The organism is Mediterraneibacter massiliensis (assembly GCF_001487105.1).
Classification (GTDB): Bacteria; Bacillota; Clostridia; order Lachnospirales; family Lachnospiraceae; genus Mediterraneibacter; species Mediterraneibacter massiliensis.
The window spans coordinates 1,799,704-1,818,628 of the sequence record NZ_LN913001.1; the positions used below are offsets into that span (position 1 = coordinate 1,799,704).

Sequence of the window (18,925 nt, forward strand, 5' to 3'; positions counted from 1 at the left end):
GTCACCCCTGACATTTCACGATCTCAGATAAATTTCGCATAATAGCACATGCAATTTCTGGCTTATTCATAGAATAAATATGTATGTTCCTTACACCATTGGCAAGCAGATCGATAATCTGGTCTGTCGCATAAGCAATCCCCGCCTGCCTCATTGCTTCCGGAGAACTGCCAAATCGATCTAAAATTGCCAAAAATCTGCGTGGAAATACGGTTCCTGAAAGTTCCTGGCTCCGTTTCATCTGCGCCGCGCTTGTGATCGGCATGATCCCCGGAAGAACCGGAACCGTAATTCCCGCTTCCCGTATCCGATACAAAAAGTTATAGTGGATATCGTTGTCAAAAAACATCTGGGTAGTGAGGAAATCAACACCACAGTCTACTTTATGTTTCAGATATTTGATATCGTCTACTTTATGTTCATTTTCCACATGTCCTTCCGGATAACAGGCCGCACCGACACAAAAGTCGCCCTGTTTTTTGATTTCCTCTATAAGCTCATAGGCATAGTGAAACCGTTCTCCCGACGGGAACTGCATTCCCGCAGGAATATCCCCGCGCAGCGCGAGGATATTCTCTATGTCAAGCTTTTTTAAATTTGCGATCACCTCTCTTACTTCTTCCTTTGTAGAAGAAACGCATGTCAAATGCGCAATACTCTCCACACCCAGATCTCTTTTAATATGAGAGGCTATCTTTGCTGTATTTTTACTTGTCCCTCCTCCTGCGCCGTACGTCACACTGATAAACGCCGGATGAAGTTCTGCGATTTTGTTTGTTGCTGTCAGTACTTTTTCAAATCCATCTTGATTTTTGGGCGGAAACACCTCAAAAGAAATATGGATCTTCTCTTCTCTTAGTCGGTCTATGATCTTCATGTAAACTCCTGTTCTTGTCTATCTTACTTTTGTCGCTATTCGCCAAGCAGGCTCTTATAAAGTTCTTCATACTGTCTGGCTGAATTCTTCCAGGAAAAATTCTTCTGCATCGCGCGCTCCGCGATCTTATTCCACTCTCTCTTTTTGTCATAAAAGATGTGTTCCGCATAACGAATAGTATTTAACATCTCATGTGCATTATAATTTGCAAAGCTAAAACCTGTGCCCGTCTTTTCATACTCATTGTATGGTTCTACTGTATCTTTAAGTCCGCCTGTCTCTCTGACGATCGGAAGCGTTCCATATCTCAAACTCATCAGCTGGCTTAGACCACATGGTTCAAATAAAGATGGCATAAGAAACGCGTCACAGGATGCATAGATTTTGTGAGAAAGTTCATCAGAATAATAGATATTTGCGGAAACTTTCCCCGAATACTTCCACGCAAAATGGCGGAACATATTTTCATATTTTACTTCTCCTGTCCCAAGAGCCACAATCTGTACGGCGTCCTGACACAGTTCATCCATCACATAATCAATCAAGTCAAAACCTTTCTGGTCTGTCAGTCGGGATACGATCCCAATCATCATCACATGGGAATCCTTATTTAGTCCTAATTCCTCCTGCAGCGCCAGCTTATTGACTGTCTTATTCTTCCGAAAGGTATCTACTGTAAACTTTTTAACAATTTTGTTATCTGAAAATGGAGCATATTCCTCATAGTCCAATCCATTGATGATCCCGCACAAGTCATTGGATCTTGCGCTCATCAGCCCTTCTAACCCTTCTCCGAAAAATGACGTCTTGATTTCTTCGGCATATGTCCGGCTCACCGTCGTCACTTTATCCGCATAAACGATTCCGCCTTTTAAGAGATTTGCATCCTTATATGCCTCCATCTTATCCGGCACGAAATAATATTCCGGCAGTCCGGTGATCTCCCGTACCGATTTTGTATCCCACACGCCTTGGAATTTCAGGTTATGTATCGTAATCACTGTTTTGATTCCTCTGTAATATTCTCCCATATACCGAAAATTATCCAAATATACCGGTATCAGTCCCGTCTGCCAGTCATTGCAGTGGATCAGATCCGGGCGGAAGCCAATAACAGGCAAAATGCTCAGAACTGCTTTTGAGAAAAATGCAAACTTCTCAATATTCCACTTTGGATCTCCATCGTATGGAGCAAATCCACTGAAATAATATTCATTGTCAATAAAATAAAACGTAATCTTATTATGTACATATCGCAGGATCCCTACATACTGATTCTGCCCTGCAATATCCATATAAAAATGATCCACATATTCCAGTTTGTCTTTCCACTCCTGCTTCATACAGGCATATTTGGGCAATACCACACGGGTATCATATTTCTTTTTATTGAAATATTTAGGCAGCGACCCTACCACATCGGCAAGCCCTCCCGTTTTTATAAATGGTACACACTCTGAGGACGCAAATAAAATATTTTTCATCTTTTCCCCTCTCTTTCAGGTATTTAAGAACAATATCTATTGTAGTCCATTATAACGCATTTTCTCTATAATGAAAAGATTTTTATCTTTCGAAAATCTCCTAAAATATCCATTTAGTTTCTATGTTTGTACTCTAGTTGTATGGTATCTGCGATCAACGCAATGAATTCAGAATTCGTAGGCTTCCCTTTTCCTGTACTGACTGTATATCCAAACAATTCATCCAGTGTATCCAGCTTGCCTCTGTTCCATGCCACTTCAATCGCATGACGGATCGCACGCTCGACCCTGCTGGATGTTGTCTGGTATTTTTTTGCCACTGTCGGATAGAGTACCTTCGTAATCGCATTTAAAACATCCATATCATCCACTGCCATAATGATCGCATCACGCAGATAATGATATCCCTTGATATGTGCCGGGATCCCAATTTCATGCAGCATGTTTGTGACATGATTTTCCAATTCTTTTTCTCTGCTAACAATATCTTGTGTTGTATCTTCGTTCTTTTTCTCATAATTTCGGAACATTTTTCTGACAGATTTAATCCGATTTAACAGCATTTCGTTGTTAAACGGCTTCATAATGTAGTAATTTGCCCCTTTGTTAAAGGCATCTTCTGTAATCTTCTCCTGGCCGACTGCTGTTACAACGATAAAGTAAGGACGCTTATTTACCCTTTTGTCCTGGCTGACCTGCTCCATGACCGTCAACCCATCCATTTTCGGCATGATCAGATCCAACAAAACCACATCCGGCTGTTTATTTCTGATGATCTGACACATTTCTTCACCATTTTTTGCCTTCCCTACTACATTTAGCTCATTGTCCATATTGATAATCTCTTCCATCAGATCCAGGATTCTCTGATTATCATCAGCAATGGCTACATTCAAATGTTCCATAACCCTTTTTCTCCTTTAGACAGAAAACCTTTCTTTTGAAAACGCCACAATGCCTATTATATCTACACATCTATGCAGAATCAAGGAGAATTTGTTGCAGTAATTCGACACATATTCGACAAAACACTACTTTGCTTCCTGCAGCATATTTTCTATAAAAATGCCGTAACCTTTTGTCGAATCTTGTACGAATACATGCGTTACCGCCCCGATCAGCTTCCCATTCTGTATGATGGGACTGCCGCTCATTCCCTGGATAATCCCGCCTGTCTTGTCCAAAAGTGCCTGATCCGTCACCTGGATGACAAGTCCTTTGTTGATCTCCTGTTCAGAAGTGTCGATATCTGTCACCAGTATGTCATATTCTTGTATTTTTCCGTCAACAAAGCAACGTATCGTAGCCGGTCCTTTCGCGATTTCTTCTTTGGACGCAGTCTCAATTGGGATCTGTTCTTCAAATAATTCGTCAATTTTTTCTACTGTTCCATATATTCCCGCATCTGTATTTTTATCAATACTCCCTAGTTTATTATACCCGTTGTAGACAATGATTCCTTCCATACTGCCGGGAATTCCGTTTTCTCCTTTTTGCACTGCCTGTATACTTGTTTTATACAGACTCCCTTCCGCAATAGACATAAGCACATTTGTATCTGTATCATGGATCCCATGCCCCAGTGCGCCAAATCTGCTCTTTTCATTTAAAAAGGTGATCGTTCCCAGACCCTGTACATTATCCCTCACCCAGATTCCCAGCTTATATTCATTGGGTCCGCATTCCACCGGATTGATCTTCACTTCCAACTGTGCCTCGTTTCTCCGGACAGCAAGTATCACTTCTGCATCATCCAGTTCTTCTAATGCTCGCAGAAGTTCTTTCTTATTATGGATTTCCTGGTCATTGATGCCAGTGATATAGTCTCCCGCCTTTACCAGATTGCCTGCCGGATCATATTCTTCCCCGTCCACACCTTCTATTTCCTCTGTATTTAAAACCATCACGCCATCTGTTTCCATATATATCCCCACAGGCATCCCGCCAAGAAGTACAGTATTGTCAGAAAAGGCATCTGTACTTGCCTCTGCCTGCCAACTCGCCTTCTCCCTGCTTCTTACCTGATAGCCGGTCAGACAGACGATCAGAAGCGCCATCAGGACAAAAGAAAACACATATCTTTTTCCCACTTTTCTGTCCTTTATCATTGTAAGCCCACATCCTTTCTTCTGTATAAAATAAAGCGGATACGTATGTGTATCCGCTTTTAGTATATGAGCTTTTTTTATTTTTCACACTGGTATTTCCTCTCACTGGCCGCTAATTCTTTTAACTCTTTCGCGCTATCCAAGATACTGTCTGTCACATTCGCTCCGCCTAAAATGCGCGCCAGTTCTTTTATAGATTCCTCTTTGTCCAGAGAGCGTATCTGCGTTCTGGTCTTTCCGGATTCTGCTGTTTTTTCAATAAGGAAATGACTGTCTGCCGCTGCCGCAATCTGGGGAAGATGGGTAATGCAGATCACCTGTCTATTTTTGCCTATGACCTGCATCTTTTCCGCTACTTTTCCGGCTGTGATCCCGGAAATCCCTGTATCGATCTCATCGAATATCAGCGTCGGCGTATCTTCTTCATCGGCAAGAACCGTCTTAACTGCCAGCATGATCCTAGAAAGTTCTCCGCCGGAAGCGACCAGAGAAAGAGGACGCAAAGCTTCTCCCGGATTAACCGCGATGTAAATTTCCGCGTCATCCCGCCCACTTTCCGTATAATGTCCAAGATCAGAAAGGCGGATCTCAAACTGATTGTCCATAAAATTCAGATCCGCAAGCTGCTTTTTAATCTCCTGCGCAAATCCTTTTGCCGCCTTTTCTCTTACAGTATGCAGGCATTCACAGATTTTTTTTAACTTTATCTCACTTTCTTCTGCCTGCTGTTCCAGTTTCAGAATATAAGCGTCATAATCCTCCAGTTCTTTTAGTCTTTGTACTTTGCCGTCATAATATGTCAAGATTTCTTGTATTGTACTTCCATATTTTGACTTTAAATGATTCAGAAGATTTAGACGAGTCTCTGTCTCATAAAATTCTTCTTCAGAAAAATCAAAACTTTTCGCATAATCTGACAATTCCCGGTTAAAATCATTGAGAAGACTGTCGATTTCTAAAATCTGTTCATAGAGCTGTCCGCCTTTTTCGTCACAATCTGCCGCCTCAGACAGGGCACGTATAGCACGGCTTAACAGCGTACTTGCGTTATTTATCTCATCTGCGCTTGTATATTGATATGCCTCTGTGATACCTTCTTTTAGCTTTCTGCTTTTCACCATGCGGCGGTACAACGTTTCCAGTTCTTCGTCCTCTCCTTCCCTGAGAGAGGCTTCTTCGATCTCAGAGACTTCGAATTGGGCAAGCGACATTTCCTTCCTGCGTTCTTCTTCATTCAGAGACGATTCTTCTAATTTCTTCCTGCACATTTTATAGTCTCGGAACGCCTGCTCCGCTTTTTTCTTCAGACCATCCGTTTCTTCCTTTGCATACATATCCAGAAGCACAAGATGATTCTTCTTATTGAGCAGCGTCTGATGCTCATGCTGCCCGTGAATATCGATCAAAAGACTGGCTACGTTTTTCAGGACATTCTTGCTGACTGTCTCTCCATTAACCCGGCTGACACTGCGCCCTTCCATCAGTTTTCGGCTTAGCGTAAGCATTCCTTCTTCTGGGAAAACATCATATGCCTCTAGTTGTTTCTGTAGATTTTCATCTTCCACCGAAAAAGTCAGTTCTACAACACCTGCTTTGGCGCCGTTCCTCAAAATATCACCCGAATATCGTCCGCCCAGGGCTAGATTGACCGAACCGAGCAAGATTGATTTTCCCGCGCCTGTCTCTCCTGTCAATATATTCAATCCGGGCTGGAATGTAACTTCTGCTTCATCGATCAAAGCCAGATTTTTAACATACAGATTTTGTAACATATTTGCCTACCTTTCAAGACTCGCCCGCAGGTTTTAACACAATCTTCCGTATTTTTTCCATCACTGTCACGGTCTCTTCTACGCTGCGGATCGCACACATGATCGTATCATCTCCCGCAATACAGCCGACTACTTCATTCCACTTCATAGCATCTACCGCTACTGCCACTGCCATTGCCATACCAGATACTGTTTTAATGACAAGTATATTCTGTGCCATATCCATAGATACATACCCGTCTTTCAGGACACGTACATATTTTTCACTCATCCCTTCTTCTGCCTGTCTATGGATCACATATTTCTGCTTTCCTCCATCCACAGAAACCTTCGTCAGTTTTAAATCGCGAATGTCTCTCGATACTGTTGCCTGCGTCACTTTAAAGCCGGCACTTAAGAGACGTTCGGCAAGTTCTTCCTGCGTCTCGATATCATACTGGCTGATCAATTCAATAATTTTTGCATGTCGGCTGACTTTCATTTTTTAGTTTCCTTTCATTTTTTTGCGCATAGTTTTCATAAAACTCTCTTTACTTAGCTTTACCAGTTTCGTTGTTGCCTTTGCCTTCTGTATACAGACCCTGTTCCCTGTTACAAGTGGTATTCCGTCAGTTCCGTCAAAATTCAGAAGAACATGTTCTTCTCTGCCATACCTTCCTCTGCACACTTCTATTTCAATCCTGTCTTTGGCAGAAAGTACGATACTGCTCGTATTTAAGGCATGAGAACAGATCGGAGTAAGCACGAATATACTTGCTGTCGGTTCTACCACTGGCCCGCCTGCTGAAAGATTATACCCTGTTGAACCAGTAGGTGTAGAAATGATCAAACCATCTGCCAGATACGTATTTAAAAGGATCCCGTTTACATAGACAGCAAACTGTACGATTCTAAGTCCTCCTTGTCTGGTCAGAACAATATCATTAATCGCCACATCTTTGACAACATGTTCCACCGTTCCCTCGATCATCATCCGTTCTTCTATATCCGGTTTTCCCTGCAGAAGAAATGTAAGAGCATCCTTTAAATCTTTGACCTCTACCTCTGCCAAATATCCCAATGTTCCAAGATTGATGCCCAAAAGAGGGATCGAATGTTCACCTAACTCTCTTGCCGCCCGGATCATGGTCCCGTCTCCCCCCAACACTAGGGCACAGTCTACATCTTTCGGGATACTTTCCGGAAGAATATGACCGTCTCCATCTTTTTCAGACAAAATACATTCCCCGCCATTTTGTTCGATATACGTTTGTATTTCCTGTGTGATCTTGTAGTCCTTATCCTTTAATGTATTTGTGATAATATAAAATCGCTCCATAGCTTTCCTCTTATTTTGACAGTGTTTCAAATGCACTGTCTACAGTTTTTATAATGTCGGTCAGATTTTTCTTTTCTGTTTTCTGCGGACATTTCTTGAGATGCACCAGATATTCAATATTGCCCTCCGGTCCTTTGATCGGAGAAAACTCCAGGGCAAGGAGGGCAAAACCATTCTTCTGCGCATACTCTGTCACTTTCTCGATCACTTCAATGTGAGTACTTTTTTCACGCACGACTCCCTTTTTTCCAACTTTTTCTCTGCCGGCTTCGAACTGCGGCTTGATCAATGCCACAATCTCTCCATTCTCTTTTAAATAATTTCGGATGGGCAGCAACACTTTGGTCAGAGAGATAAAAGAAACATCGATGGATGAAAAATCAACCGGTTCTCCTATATCTTCCGGTGTCACGTAACGAATATTAGTCTTCTCCATACAAACGACCCGTTCATCCTGACGCAGTTTCCAATCCAGCTGCCCATATCCTACATCAATCGCATATACCTTACTGGCGCCGTTTTGCAGCATGCAGTCTGTGAACCCTCCTGTGGAAGCTCCCACATCTGTACAGACCTTTCCCTTTACATCTGTTTGAAAATGTGTAAGTGCCTTTTCTAGCTTTAATCCGCCTCTGCTTACATATTTTAATGTATGTCCTTTGATCTCTATATGCACCTTTTCTGAAAAGGTAGTTCCTGCTTTATCTTCCCGCTGACCGTCTACAAATACATTTCCCGACATGATGATCGCCTTCGCTTTTTCTCTGGACGGCGCAAGATTTCTCTTTACAAGCAGTATATCTAAACGTTCTTTCATCTTCTTTTCCTCTGCTACACTGTTTTTTCCCATTCACCTTCAACTATAGCCGCATAGTCTGTTATGATCTGCTTTACGATCACTTCCGGAGTCAATCCTACTTCCCTGCGCAGAACCTCTACATTTCCATGCTCCACATACTCATCCGGAATCCCGATCGTACGTACCTTTACGTTTAATTTTGCCTTTGTCACGTATGCAAGTACTTGTTCTCCAAAACCGCCGGAAAGCACATTTTCTTCCAGCGTGACAAATAAAGAATGATCTTGTGCCAGATACTCCAGCATCTGTGTATCTACAGGCTTTACAAATCTGGCATTGACAAGACTGCAGCTATATCCGATCTCTTTAAGCTTCCGGCGTGCTTTTTCCGCTACAGACGCCATATGCCCCGCAAAGATCAGCGCGATACTCTCTTCCTCATACAAGATCTCACTTTTTCCAAGTACGATCGGAGCACGAAATTTCTCCAGCCCCTCGTATGCCTCGCCTCGCGGATAACGCAGCGCCACTGGGGCATCCAGTTCCACGGCAAAACGGAGCATATCCGCCATCTCCCAGCGATTCTTGGGTGACATGACAACCAGATTTGGAATCATGGACAAATACGACAAATCAAACAAACCTTGGTGTGTCTCTCCGTCACTTCCTACCAAGCCCGCCCGGTCTATGGCAAATACAATCGGTAGATTTTGCAGACAGGCATCATGGATCAATTGATCATATCCTCTTTGCAGAAAAGAAGAATATACAGCAAACACTGGTTTCATCCCTCCTGCCGCCAAGCCCGCGGCAAAAGTCACCGCATGCCCTTCTGCAATTCCCACATCAAAATATCTCTGAGGATATTTCTTGGCAAACCTGACAAGTCCTGTCCCGTCTGCCATTGCAGCCGTGATCCCGACCACTTTTTCATTGTGCCGCGCAATATCCAAAAAAACTTTTGAAAACACTTCTGTATATGTATCTTTTCCTTTGTCTTCTTTTGCCTTGCCCGTCTCAATCTCAAAAGGCCCTGTTCCATGGAAACGGGCGGGATCCTCTTCCGCAGGCGTATAGCCTTTTCCTTTTTTTGTCAGTACATGTACAAGCACCGCATGATCCACCCGTTTTGCCTCGCAGAAAGTCCTATAGAGCTTGCGGATGTCATGTCCGTCTACTGGACCTAAATATGTGATTCCCATGTCTTCAAAAAACATTCCCGGTACAAAGAGCTGCTTGATCCCACTTTTCGTCTTCTTTACCTGCTGTATGATCTTTTCGCCTGTACCTGGGATCTTCCGCAAAGTATCTTCCACGCCTTTTTTTAATTCTGTGTAGGCCTGGGCAGTGCGGATTCCATCCAGATAGCTGGACATGCCGCCCACATTTTCGGAAATTGACATATTATTATCATTAAGTACGATGATAAAATTACTCTTTATACGAGAAGCATTATTCAATGCCTCATACGCCATTCCCCCGGTCATTGCCCCGTCTCCGATGACAGAGACAACCTTGTACTTTTCCCCCTGCAGTTCTCTTGCTGCCACATAGCCAAGCCCCGCAGAAATAGAGGTAGAGCTGTGTCCTGTGTCAAAAGCATCGCATGCGCTTTCCTTTCTCTTCGGGAAACCGCTCATCCCTCCATATTTACGCAGTTCATCAAACCCTGCCTGTCTTCCCGTCAAAAGCTTGTGGGTATAGGATTGATGTCCCACGTCCCAGATCAGCTTATCGTGGGGAAAATCCAAAAACAGATGCAGCGCGATCGTCAGTTCTATAACCCCCAGATTTGAGGCCAAATGCCCTCCTGTCCTGCTGATCTTTTCGATTAAAAATTCTCGTATTTCATCAGCCAGAAGCTTTAATTCTTCCGGCTTTAATTTCTTTATATCATTTTCTTTCTGAATTTTTTCCAACAGCATAAGGGAAGCTCCTCCTTATTTTTTTCTATAGATCAGAGATCGTAATAACTGCTCTAAGAATTCACAGGATCCTTTCGTCTCGATCCCTTCCAGTATTGCAATTGCCTGACCGGTCAGTTCACCTACGATTTCTTTCGCTTCCTGAAGCCCTTTTAAGGTCACATATGTCGTCTTTTCATTTTTCTCATCGCTATGGAGCGGTTTTCCAAGTTCTTCCATCGTCCCGGTCACATCCAGGACATCATCCTGGATTTGAAAAGCGATCCCTATCTTTCCAGCGATCTGTTCTGCCTTCTGCACGTTTTCTTTATCTGCGCCGGCCAGTACTGCTCCGATCATCATGGACGACTCGATGAGTGCCGCGGTCTTTAATCGATAGATAAAATCTAAGGTTTCTGCAGATACTGCATGTCCGGATTCTTTTACATCCACCACCTGACCGCCGATCATTCCATAAATACCGGCCTTTTTCGCTAGAATCTGTATTGCTTTTCCGATTTTCAGGCTGTTTTCTGGTTCTAAGTCAAATGCCTTGCCTGCTGTTTCAAAGGCATAGTTCAAAAGAGCGTCTCCCGCCAGGATCCCCATGTCCTCTCCGTAGACAATATGTGTCGTCTTGCGTCCTCTGCGGTATGCGTCATTATCCATTGCCGGCAGGTCGTCATGCACAAGAGAGTAAGTATGGATCATTTCCATAGCCGCCATAAAGGGCGCAATACATTTCCCATCGCCTCCAAACAGCTGATATGTCTCCCACATGAGCATAGGCCGCAGACGTTTTCCTCCTGCCATAAGACTATATTCCATCGCCTCCATGATAACCGCCTGCTTTCCCTCTTTTTCCGGGAGATACTGCTTTAAAATCTGTTCAATCTGTATGACCTTTTTCTGATATTCTTCTTTAAAATTCATGAGCTTCTCCATCCTCGTCCAAGATCAGGACTTTCTTCTCTACTTCATCCATTGTTTCATTACATTTTTTCAAAAGATGCATTCCCTCATTATAGAGACGGAAAGATTCTTCCAGTGTCACGTCCTCCGCTTCTAAAGCCAACATAACTGTCTCAAGTTTTTCGAATAATTCCTCCAGACCTTCGCGTTTTTCTCTTTCTGCCATCTTTTTATACTCCTTCTTTTGACTCACAAATTCCCTGCTCCTCTACCCCGCAAACTTTCGCCTGCACAACTCCATCTGTCATATATACTTGCAGTATTTCTCCTTTTTCAACCTGCAAAACAGATTTTATATTTTCCTTCCTGCTGTTTTCAATATAAGAATATCCCTGACTCAACTTGCTAAGCGGGGATAATCCTTTCATCCTTTCCGCATATATAGCAAGCCTATGCCTGCTCGTTCTTAACTTTTCCTCCAAAAGCGTACGTATCTTATTTTCCAGATCAGCCGCATACTGTCTGTTGTTAAACAACTTCTGCCTGGGATGAGATAATTTCAGCTTCAGAGCTGCCTGCGCTGCCCTTGCACGTTCCTTCTCGATTTTGCTGAGCATCTGTCTTTTGATTCTTTCCCTCTTCTCTCCCAATACCTGTTTTACATCCCGATAATCATAAACAGCAAGTTCTGCTGCTGCCGAGGGGGTAGGTGCCCGCATATCTGCCACAAAATCTATGATCGTCGTGTCCGTCTCATGCCCCACCGCAGAAATGATCGGAACTCGGCACTCAAATACCGCACGCGCCACAGCTTCTTCATTAAACGCCCACAGATCTTCTATGCTTCCGCCGCCTCTGCCGACGATTATCACATCTACGTTTTTTCTCTCTAGCACATGGATACCACGGATAATACTAGCTGCCGCTCCTTCTCCTTGTACCTGTGCAGGATAAAGCAATAACTGGACAAACGGATTTCTGCGGGAAGCGATGTTGATGATATCTCTTACAGCTGCGCCGGTAGACGCCGTCACGATCCCGACTGTCTGTACAAATTTCGGGATCGGCTGCTTATATTCCGGAGCGAACATTCCCATTTCCGCCAGTTCCTTCTTCAGTGCTTCAAATTTTTCATGCAAGAGCCCTGCTCCGTCTAATAGGATTTCCTTTGCGTAAAGCTGATACTTTCCATCCCGCTCGTAGACGCCTATACTTCCTCCTGCTATGACCTGCTGCCCGTCCCGCATACGAAAAGAAAGCCCTGACCGTGAGCCTGCGAACATGACACAGGCTATCAAGCCGGACTCGTCTTTCAAGGAAAAATAAATGTGCCCCGAGGTATGATATTTACAATTAGATACCTCTCCCTTTATATATATGCGATTCAGCATAAAGTCCTGCGCAAACATATTTTTGATGTACGCATTGACCTGCTTGACCGTATAGACACTGCGCATAAAAATGCCTCCTGTTTACTCTGCCATTTTAGCCAGGACTCCGTTCACAAAAGCCGGACCGTCCTCACCGCTGAAACGCTTTGCCAGTTCTACCGCCTCGTTAATAGCGACAGAGGTAGGAATATCATCATCCCACAAAATCTCATAAGAAGCAAGTCGCAGGATCGTCAGATCCACTTTATTCATACGGGCAGTCTTCCATCCTTTTGCCTTTTCATTTAAGAGCCTGTCGATCTGCGGCACTTTTTCCACGACTGCATCATACTTTTTCTGTATATATTCTCGATCCTTTTCTTTTGCGTGCGGAATACTGTCAAAATACAACCTTATATGTTCCGGCATATCCTCTTGTTTATTAAATTCAATCTGGAACAACATTTTAAAAATATGCTCCCGAAGTTCTGTTCTTACCATATCTGGTTCCTCCTAAAGGTTTCCTTTAAAATGAAAAAGGATGTCTTACGACATCCTTTATTATACTACATAGATATACGCTTTGGCAATAAAAGCTTACTCCTGAGAACTCATTTCTACTCCCGCGACTTTGATATTTACATCTGCAACTTCTAATCCTGTCATAGTTTCTACTGCATTTTTTACTTTTTCCTGTACCTTGCCGGAAACATCCATAATACTATAATTATATTTTAAATTCAGAGCAAGAGAAACTGTCACAACACCTTCCAACACATCCACTTTTACGCCTTTTGACAGATTTTTCATGCCCAGCCTGCTGATTAGCTCATTCGTGATATTTCCTGCCATAGATGCAACGCCATCCACTTCTGTGGCTGCCAACGCGGCAATGATCGCAACCACTTCGTCTGCGATCTTTACTTCTCCCATATTTGCATCATTCTGTATTGTATACGTATTTCTTTCGTCCCTTGCCATCTTAAAAACCTCCTGTTTTATTTCCACTCGTTTTGCTTTTTCTCTTTTATCATTATAACAAATATCCCTCTGTTTGCAAAGGGGAATCATCAGGAGCGGCCAAACTCGGATAAGATCAGTCCTTCGTTTCTCTCCTGTGTCATACGGATGCTCCATTCATGTACGAATAAAAGAAGCGGTCTGCCCTTCAGATCTTTGATCTTCTTCATATCAGATGTACCAGTTAGTTTGCTCATATCTATCTCTTCATTTTCTACCCAGCGGATATACTCATATGGCAGAGTTTCAAGGCGTATCTCCACATTATACTCATTTTTCAGACGATATTTGAGCACGTCAAACTGCAGAACCCCGACTACACCGACAATGATCTCTTCCATTCCGGTATTAAACTCCTGAAAGATCTGGATTGCCCCTTCTTGCGCAATCTGGTTGATCCCTTTGACAAACTGTTTTCTCTTCATCGTATCTTCCTGCCGCACCCGTGCAAAATGTTCCGGCGCAAAAGTAGGGATCCCTTCATATGCAAATTTCTTTTTAGATGTTGTCAATGTATCGCCGATCGAAAAAATGCCCGGGTCAAATATACCGATGATATCCCCGCCACATGCTTTGTCTATCATCTTTCTCTCGCTCGCCATCATCTGCTGTGGCTGAGAAAGGCGCACTTCCTTCTTTCCCTGTACATGGTACGCAGACATACCTGCCTGAAATTCTCCCGAGCAGATACGCATAAAGGCGATCCTGTCTCTATGTGCTTTATTCATATTTGCCTGTATCTTAAATACAAACGCCGAAAAATCCGGTTCTGTCATTGGATCTATCTCTCCCTGATCCGACATCCTTGGAAGAGGAGCAGTCGTCATTTTCAAAAAATGCTTTAAGAAAGTCTCCACACCAAAATTTGTAAGCGCCGAACCGAAAAAGACAGGCGACAACTCGCCTTTGTCCACCATTTCCTGATCAAACTCCGCAGCAGCGCCGTCCAATAACTCGATTTCTTCCAACAGATTTGTTTTTGCCTCTGTGCCTATCAGCCAGTCCAATTCCGGATTATTTGCATCTACTGTCTTAACTTCCCCCGTTGTCGTCCCTTTATGCGTCTCAGAAAACAATTCTACTTCTTTCTTTTGTCTGTCATAAACCCCTTTGAATTCCTTTCCCGAACCGATCGGCCAGTTGACCGGACATGTAGCAATTCCCAATTCTTTTTCTATATCATCCAGCAGATCAAATGTATCTTTTGCTTCCCTATCCATCTTATTGATAAATGTAAAGATTGGAATATGACGCATGACACAGACTTTAAACAGCTTTCTCGTCTGAGCCTCCACACCTTTTGACGCATCAATGACCATCACGGCAGAATCCGCGGCCATCAACGTACGGTACGTATCCTCGGAAAAATCCTGGTGTCCCGGCGTATCCAGGATATTAATACAAAATCCGCCGTAATTAAACTGCAGCACAGAAGATGTCACCGAAATTCCTCTTTCCTTTTCAATCTCCATCCAATCCGATACAGCATGTCTGGCAGTCGCTTTTCCCTTTACAGATCCTGCCAGATTGATCGCACCTCCATATAAAAGGAATTTTTCTGTAAGTGTCGTTTTTCCCGCATCCGGGTGAGAAATAATCGCAAATGTTCTTCTTTTTTTGATCTCATTCGTAATTTCGGACATAGCTTCTGATTCTCCTATTTATAAAATTCTGCAGTGCCGGTCTGGTCTGCATGTCTGTTTTAACAAAATGAAACAGACAAAAACAGGCATGTGAGTCCGGCACTGTTCTCCTTCTGGACATACGAATTTAGTTTAGCATATGTAATAAAAGACTGCAATCCCCAACTTACTCGTGTATCGGTGTGATCACGATATTTTCAGGGGCGATTTCTGTCTTGCGTGTCACGATGTCTTCGATCTGCGCACGATTTGCATCTGTCAGTTCTTCTGCATTTACTACAACATCCGCCGAATCTGCTGTTAAGCTTACGACTGCCTCTGAAAATCCTTTAGAAGCCATCAATGTCTCTATAGCTACTTCTTGTTCCGATATTTCCGTAAGCTGTACCATCTGTGCCACTGCGTCCTGTTTTTCTGCGTCGCTTAAATCTGTATTATCGATGATCGCCTGCAAAGTTTCTTTATTCTGCGCGCGCACCTGTTCTCTGGAGATCTTTGCCTGCGCTACAGTGGTATCCGCGCTTCCGCTTGTCAGAACAGCTTCTCCCGGCGTTCCCTCCACCTCAGAATCATTACTTTCAATATCTTCGGAGCCTGTTTCAATGTCTTCTTGAGAAATATCCAGAAGTTCCTGATTTGCCAACTCTGCATTTGCTTCTGTCGTATTTTTCTCTTTTTCTCCGAACAGCTTGCCCGAATAGTTGAGATACCCGGCAATCGCAATCATCACTGCAAGTGTAGTGATAATGATTTGATTCTTCTTAAATAAACGTTTCATGGAATCCTCCTTTATGATGTACTGTGACGTTTCATTATTTTAATCTTATGCGCTTCCACCCCGAATAATGCCTGAACTGCCTCGCTTATATTTTGTACTGTCACTGCGTTGTCTCCTCCGTCTGCCACTACAACTACCCCTTCTACCTCCGGAGTCAATTCCTTACTGACATAGGGAGACTGACTTCCGTCCGCGCCTTGTTCATATACACTCGTCTTATCAGAAGAATTGTCTGTCGTACTGCGAGTCCCTCCTTCACTGTCTGCCTCCTCTGTCGATTGGCTGGATGTCTGCTGATCTTTTTCTATCACCTTTTGCGCAGACGATCTCAATGTAAGCATGACCGATACTTTCCCCACCCCTTCTACTTCTTCTAAAGCTTCTGCTGTTCTCCTCTCTAAATACTCCTGATACGCAGACATGCTTTGATCTTCTGTCTGCTCCTGAAACTGTGCCTGTATTTTTTCTTCTTCCTTTTTATCGTCTTCAGGTACCGGAAATACAATGACCAATAAGAGTATCCCTGCCAGAAGAAGAATCAGTATCTGGTTTTTCTTTGGAAGTTTCTCATTCTTCTTAATTTTAGACAGCCATTCCTTCCATTTATTTTCCAACCTTAATCTCCTCCACCTCTATCTGTCCCCCGCTTTCTTCCATACGTTCCTTGTATTGTTCAGGCACAAACTTGAGGATATCCAGATCTTCAAAATATTGTGCTCTGCGTTCTATTTCTTGTTTTTCCATTTCATATTCTCTGCTGCTATATATAGCTGTGAAAGTGTCCTGCATTCCGGATAGTTTCAAAATTGGTGTACATAAAAGTAGTATTAGAACAAGTCCCGAAAAAAATTGAATATATTTTTTGTATTCTTTTCCCGGTATTACCTGTAAAACCGCTGAAACAACGATCAGATAAGAAGTAATATCCATAATCCAGTCATATAACTGTGTCAACATCTGTTTTCTCCTTTTTGTCCGTCTTTTAAGTCGTCGAAACCGCCACAACTGCAATCGTCAACAGGAAAAGGATCCCTGTAGAAAAAATTACTTTTACGATCAGTTCATAACCCTCACTAACACTCCCTATGCAGCCGACAATCCTCTTGTCGGATACCGGTTGTACTAGGGCAGCGGCAAATTTGTACAGAAACGCCATCAAAAGCATCTGAAGCAGCGGGATCACACAGATTCCTACAGCGATCACAGCTCCTGCCATACCAATCCCATTTTTTATCAATACGGTCGTCCCAAGTATCACATCTGTCACTCCTCCAACTACATTTCCAATGCCCGGCAAAGCCTCCGCCGTTTTTGTAAGTACGCCTCTTTTCAAAGAATCGACCGCCGGGGCGAGAAGCCCTTGTACTACATTGATCCCCAGCACACATGCCAGCAGTGTCTTTAATATCCATGCCACGAGTTTTTGTAAAAGTCCTGCAAACTGTGAGAGAAAGTCTTCCCCTGTCAGATTGCTTAGAACCTGTACCATGATATAAATATTGATAAGCGGAAGTAAAAACTGAAGGATCAGTATTTCCACAACATATATTAAAAATAAGATCACATTATAGAAAAATAATGACGTAACACTTCCTGCCGCAAGCGCTACAGCGAGAAAATAGCTGGGGCATAACACCCTCATAAACGTGGTAAGAAACGACAGTTTTTCCTCCACCCCCTCTATCGCGACACAAAAAGACTGTAAACACAGTACGATCAAAAGCATATACAACACATAAAAACTAATCTCCGATGCCTGTCTGTTTTGGAACGTATTAGAAAAATTTGTAAATACAGCTGCGATCAACGCAATCAACAATATATAAACAAGATTTTGTCTGTTATATCTAAATTCATACGACAGCTGATCTGTAAGAAGAGTGAGCAATAGTTTTCCCGCCTCCTCTATATTTCCAGACAGAAGCGGCATCAAAACATCTTTAAACTTTACTTTTTCCGACGGAAACATCTGCCTTAAGCTTTCATCTACTTCTGAAAAATCAAACTCTTCTATCACAGCTTTCTCTACTTCGTTTTGTATCTGTTTTTCTTCTTCCTCCGTCATTTCTCCTTCTTCTGCAAATACTGTTATTGCGCCGCCGCATACGCTTTTTGTCCACTGCAAAAGAAAAAGCAACAACAAACAGAAAAAAAACGGCCTGCAGAAGCGCTTCATAATAAGAACTCCTGAATTGTTTCTAAAAGTGCAAGCAAAACCGGCATTCCCAATGCCAATATCGTCAATTTACTAAAAATCTCGATCTGTACTGCTATTGTCTGATATCCCGCATCTTTACAGATACTAGAAGAGAATTCTGCGATATATGTGATCCCTATCATTTTCATCATCGTTGAAATATAACTCATGTCTGCCTTGATAAAATGGCTGATCTGTTCTACTGTCCGAATGAATATCTCCAGTCGGTCGACAATACAGGAAAATAAAAGTATGCTAGCCCCTACACCCATATAGATCCCATATTCACTTTTCCCGCTTTTAAACTGGATCGCCAGCAAAGCGCCTATCACACCAATGATCCCTATCTGCAATACGCTCATGCTTTCTCCCCTTCTCTTGAAAACTACATGGAAAACAGTTGTTTGATAGACAGAAACAAATCATAAATATACGGCAGAACCCACGACAGGACTAAGATCAGTCCTGCAAAACTGGTCAGAAAAGCCTGTTCTTCTCTCCCGCTGTGTTTTAATACCTGGCTCAAAATAGAGACCAGTATCCCCACTGCCGCAATTTTAAATATCAGATTTATCGTCATGGCTCCCTCCTGCTTTCTCTTTGCCTGCTCTCTTATACCTTGTCGTGTGCAGCACGCCCGCCTGCAAGGCATGTATTACGGGGTGCCCGAAGGGTATACCTTGTCGTGCGCAGCACGCCCGCCTGCAAGGCGTATATTACGGAGTGCCCGGATGGGTATACCT

General features: G+C 43.1%; 21 protein-coding genes. All 21 read right to left on the minus strand.

All coding sequences use genetic code 11. The features are described from left to right. Position 1: 1 nt before the first annotated feature. Complete coding sequence (gene metF, locus BN3282_RS12790; protein ID WP_059069715.1) at positions 2–877, minus strand: methylenetetrahydrofolate reductase [NAD(P)H]; 876 nt, start codon at positions 875–877, stop codon at positions 2–4. A gap of 35 nt (positions 878–912) precedes the next feature. Further along, positions 913–2,361, minus strand: coding sequence for a glycogen synthase GlgA (glgA, locus tag BN3282_RS12795; RefSeq protein WP_059069717.1), 1,449 nt, complete (start codon positions 2,359–2,361; stop codon positions 913–915). Positions 2,362–2,474: 113 nt separating this feature from the next. Next, the gene (spo0A, locus tag BN3282_RS12800; RefSeq protein ID WP_059069720.1) at positions 2,475–3,266 is read right to left on the minus strand and encodes a sporulation transcription factor Spo0A; all 792 of its coding nucleotides are present in this window, start codon (positions 3,264–3,266) and stop codon (positions 2,475–2,477) included. 126 nt (positions 3,267–3,392) lie between these two features. Beyond that, positions 3,393–4,469 carry a SpoIVB peptidase gene (gene spoIVB, locus BN3282_RS12805; RefSeq protein WP_059069721.1) on the minus strand — a complete coding sequence of 359 codons (1,077 nt, stop codon included), beginning with the start codon at positions 4,467–4,469 and terminating at the stop codon, positions 3,393–3,395. Positions 4,470–4,546: 77 nt separating this feature from the next. Then, entirely contained in the window at positions 4,547–6,241 is a 1,695-nt protein-coding gene (recN, locus tag BN3282_RS12810) for a DNA repair protein RecN (protein WP_059069723.1), read from the minus strand. 13 nt (positions 6,242–6,254) lie between these two features. Then, positions 6,255–6,722, minus strand: coding sequence for an arginine repressor (gene argR / locus BN3282_RS12815; protein ID WP_059069725.1), 468 nt, complete (start codon positions 6,720–6,722; stop codon positions 6,255–6,257). A 3-nt stretch (positions 6,723–6,725) separates the two neighbouring features. Next, positions 6,726–7,559 carry an NAD(+)/NADH kinase gene (locus BN3282_RS12820; RefSeq protein ID WP_059069727.1) on the minus strand — a complete coding sequence of 278 codons (834 nt, stop codon included), beginning with the start codon at positions 7,557–7,559 and terminating at the stop codon, positions 6,726–6,728. Between the two features lie 10 nt (positions 7,560–7,569). Continuing rightward, entirely contained in the window at positions 7,570–8,376 is an 807-nt protein-coding gene (locus tag BN3282_RS12825) for a TlyA family RNA methyltransferase (protein ID WP_059070482.1), read from the minus strand. Positions 8,377–8,390: 14 nt separating this feature from the next. Then, complete coding sequence (dxs, locus tag BN3282_RS12830; RefSeq protein ID WP_059069729.1) at positions 8,391–10,283, minus strand: 1-deoxy-D-xylulose-5-phosphate synthase; 1,893 nt, start codon at positions 10,281–10,283, stop codon at positions 8,391–8,393. Positions 10,284–10,298: 15 nt separating this feature from the next. Next, positions 10,299–11,195 (minus strand): polyprenyl synthetase family protein, encoded by an 897-nt coding sequence (locus BN3282_RS12835; protein ID WP_059069730.1) that lies wholly within the window; start codon positions 11,193–11,195, stop codon positions 10,299–10,301. Then, a complete protein-coding gene (gene xseB / locus BN3282_RS12840) occupies positions 11,185–11,400 on the minus strand; it encodes an exodeoxyribonuclease VII small subunit (protein ID WP_059069732.1) in 216 nt (71 codons plus the stop codon). Before xseB ends, BN3282_RS12835 begins: the two co-directional genes overlap by 11 nt. 4 nt (positions 11,401–11,404) lie before the next feature. Further along, complete coding sequence (gene xseA, locus BN3282_RS12845) at positions 11,405–12,631, minus strand: exodeoxyribonuclease VII large subunit (RefSeq protein WP_059069734.1); 1,227 nt, start codon at positions 12,629–12,631, stop codon at positions 11,405–11,407. A gap of 15 nt (positions 12,632–12,646) precedes the next feature. Then, on the minus strand, positions 12,647–13,045 hold the full coding sequence (gene nusB, locus BN3282_RS12850; RefSeq protein WP_059069735.1) for a transcription antitermination factor NusB: 399 nt from the start codon (positions 13,043–13,045) through the stop codon (positions 12,647–12,649). A gap of 96 nt (positions 13,046–13,141) precedes the next feature. Further along, positions 13,142–13,525 (minus strand): Asp23/Gls24 family envelope stress response protein, encoded by a 384-nt coding sequence (locus tag BN3282_RS12855; RefSeq protein WP_059069738.1) that lies wholly within the window; start codon positions 13,523–13,525, stop codon positions 13,142–13,144. Between the two features lie 89 nt (positions 13,526–13,614). Continuing rightward, entirely contained in the window at positions 13,615–15,207 is a 1,593-nt protein-coding gene (locus tag BN3282_RS12860) for a peptide chain release factor 3 (protein WP_059069740.1), read from the minus strand. Between the two features lie 166 nt (positions 15,208–15,373). Further along, positions 15,374–15,985: a SpoIIIAH-like family protein gene (locus tag BN3282_RS12865; protein ID WP_059069742.1), complete on the minus strand. Its 612-nt coding sequence runs from the start codon at positions 15,983–15,985 to the stop codon at positions 15,374–15,376. Between the two features lie 11 nt (positions 15,986–15,996). Beyond that, a complete protein-coding gene (locus BN3282_RS12870; RefSeq protein ID WP_059069744.1) occupies positions 15,997–16,599 on the minus strand; it encodes a hypothetical protein in 603 nt (200 codons plus the stop codon). Further along, entirely contained in the window at positions 16,589–16,942 is a 354-nt protein-coding gene (locus BN3282_RS12875; protein WP_059069746.1) for a stage III sporulation protein AF, read from the minus strand. Before BN3282_RS12875 ends, BN3282_RS12870 begins: the two co-directional genes overlap by 11 nt. A gap of 25 nt (positions 16,943–16,967) precedes the next feature. After that, positions 16,968–18,161 carry a stage III sporulation protein AE gene (locus tag BN3282_RS12880; protein WP_059069748.1) on the minus strand — a complete coding sequence of 398 codons (1,194 nt, stop codon included), beginning with the start codon at positions 18,159–18,161 and terminating at the stop codon, positions 16,968–16,970. Further along, positions 18,158–18,544 carry a SpoIIIAC/SpoIIIAD family protein gene (locus BN3282_RS12885; protein WP_059069749.1) on the minus strand — a complete coding sequence of 129 codons (387 nt, stop codon included), beginning with the start codon at positions 18,542–18,544 and terminating at the stop codon, positions 18,158–18,160. The genes BN3282_RS12880 and BN3282_RS12885 overlap by 4 nt, the downstream gene beginning before the upstream one ends. A gap of 23 nt (positions 18,545–18,567) precedes the next feature. Further along, a complete protein-coding gene (gene spoIIIAC / locus BN3282_RS12890; RefSeq protein ID WP_059069751.1) occupies positions 18,568–18,762 on the minus strand; it encodes a stage III sporulation protein AC in 195 nt (64 codons plus the stop codon). Positions 18,763–18,925: the final 163 nt, after the last annotated feature.